Source organism: Stenotrophomonas sp. 2619, assembly GCF_040548725.1.
Classification (GTDB): Bacteria; Pseudomonadota; Gammaproteobacteria; order Xanthomonadales; family Xanthomonadaceae; genus Stenotrophomonas; species Stenotrophomonas maltophilia_AP.
Genome location: NZ_JBEPSF010000035.1, coordinates 1 through 2,500, shown reverse-complemented (window position 1 = coordinate 2,500; position 2,500 = coordinate 1). Strand labels below are relative to the sequence as shown.

Genomic DNA, 2,500 nt, shown 5'->3' with positions numbered 1-2,500 from the left:
GGGTCGTCGGTTCGATCCCGACAGGCTCCACCACACGTTGCGTGTTTATCGACGCAAACGGCAATGAGCTGAACGGACATTGGGTCTGTAGCTCAGGTGGTTAGAGCGCACCCCTGATAAGGGTGAGGTCGGTAGTTCGAGTCTACCCAGACCCACCACTCTGAATGACTAGCGCATACAAAGAATTTATTACGCATCGGCATTGTGGCCGGTACGTGTTCTTTTAAAACTTGTGACGTAGCGAGCGTTTGAGATTCTATCTTGACGTGTCGTGAGGCTAAGGCGGAAGACTTAAATGTCTTCTTATTAATTGAGTCGTTATATTTCGTATCTGGGCTTTGTACCCCCAGGTCATATATGTAACCCAAGGCAACTTGCGGTTATATGGTCAAGCGAATAAGCGCACACGGTGGATGCCTTGGCGGTCAGAGGCGATGAAGGACGTGGCAGCCTGCGAAAAGTATCGGGGAGCTGGCAACAAGCTTTGATCCGGTAATGTCCGAATGGGGAAACCCACCCGCTTGCGGGTATCCTGCAGTGAATACATAGCTGCTGGAAGCGAACCTGGTGAACTGAAATATCTAAGTAACCAGAGGAAAAGAAATCAACCGAGATTCCCTGAGTAGCGACGAGCGAACGGGGACTAGCCCTTAAGCTGGAATGGTTCTAGAAAAACAGCCTGGAACGGCTGGCCATAGAAGGTGATAGCCCTGTATTTAAAAGGGCCACTCCAGTGAAGACGAGTAGGGCGGGGCACGTGAAACCCTGTCTGAACATGGGGGGACCATCCTCCAAGGCTAAATACTACTGACCGACCGATAGTGAACCAGTACCGTGAGGGAAAGGCGAAAAGAACCCCGGAGAGGGGAGTGAAATAGATCCTGAAACCGTGTGCGTACAAGCAGTAGGAGCTCGAAAGAGTGACTGCGTACCTTTTGTATAATGGGTCAGCGACTTACTGTTCGTGGCAAGCTTAACCGTATAGGGGAGGCGAAGGGAAACCGAGTCTGATAAGGGCGCATAGTCGCGGGCAGTAGACCCGAAACCGGGTGATCTAGTCATGGCCAGGGTGAAGGTGCCGTAACAGGTACTGGAGGCCCGAACCCACGTCTGTTGCAAAAGACGGGGATGAGCTGTGATTAGGAGTGAAAAGCTAATCGAACCCGGAGATAGCTGGTTCTCCTCGAAAGCTATTTAGGTAGCGCCTCATATGTATCCTCTCGGGGGTAGAGCACTGTTATGGCTAGGGGGTCATCGCGACTTACCAAACCATTGCAAACTCCGAATACCGAGACGGACTGTATGGGAGACACACGGCGGGTGCTAACGTCCGTCGTGAAAAGGGAAACAACCCAGACCCACAGCTAAGGTCCCAAATTCACTGCTAAGTGGAAAACCATGTGGAAAGGCACAGACAGCCAGGAGGTTGGCTTAGAAGCAGCCACCCTTTAAAGAAAGCGTAATAGCTCACTGGTCGAGTCGGTCTGCGGGGAAGATTTAACGGGGCTAAGCAGTGAACCGAAGCTTGGGGTGTGCATATTTATATGTACGCGGTAGAGGAGCGTTCCGTAAGCCGTTGAAGGTGGATTGAGAAGTCTGCTGGAGGTATCGGAAGTGCGAATGCTGACATGAGTAACGATAATGCGGGTGAAAAACCCGCACGCCGAAAGCCCAAGGTTTCCTTGCGCAACGTTAATCGGCGCAGGGTGAGTCGGCCCCTAAGGCGAGGACGAAAGTCGTAGTCGATGGGAAGCAGGTTAATATTCCTGCACCTCGCGTAAGTGCGATGGAGGGACGGAGAAGGTTAGGTGTACCCGGCGTTGGTTGTCCGGGGGAAAGGAGGTAGGTTTGAATCTTTGGCAAATCCGGGATTCTTCAAGACCGAGCACCGAGACGAGCCTTTAAGGCGAAGTCACTGATACCACGCTTCCAGGAAAAGCTCCTAAGCTTCAGCTTACGCAGACCGTACCGTAAACCGACACAGGTGGGTAGGATGAGAATTCTCAGGCGCTTGAGAGAACTCGGGTGAAGGAACTAGGCAACATGGCACCGTAACTTCGGGAGAAGGTGCGCCCTTTTTGGTGGCTCATGCGAGCTATAGCTGAAGAGGGCCGCAGAAACCAGGCCGCTGCGACTGTTTATCAAAAACACAGCACTCTGCAAACACGAAAGTGGACGTATAGGGTGTGACGCCTGCCCGGTGCTGGAAGGTTAATTGATGGGGTCAGCCGCAAGGCGAAGCTCTTGATCGAAGCCCCAGTAAACGGCGGCCGTAACTATAACGGTCCTAAGGTAGCGAAATTCCTTGTCGGGTAAGTTCCGACCTGCACGAATGGCGTAACGACAGCGGCGCTGTCTCCACCCGAGACTCAGTGAAATTGAAATCGCTGTGAAGATGCAGCGTTCCCGTGGCAAGACGGAAAGACCCCGTGAACCTTTACTATAGCTTTACACTGAACGTTGAGTTCGTCTGTGTAGGATAGGTGGGAGGCTATGAAAC

2 tRNA genes and 1 rRNA gene (1 of these 3 cut by a window edge) are annotated in these 2,500 nt (G+C 52.4%); all 3 read left to right on the top strand.

Features of this window, described 5'->3' with window-relative positions:
• A tRNA-Ala gene (locus ABIA71_RS20820) sits at positions 1–33 on the top strand (it extends 43 nt beyond the left edge of the window).
• A gap of 48 nt (positions 34–81) precedes the next feature.
• Positions 82–158, top strand: a tRNA-Ile gene (locus ABIA71_RS20815).
• A 228-nt stretch (positions 159–386) separates the two neighbouring features.
• Positions 387–2,500, top strand: a 23S ribosomal RNA gene (locus tag ABIA71_RS20810); the annotation flags it as partial.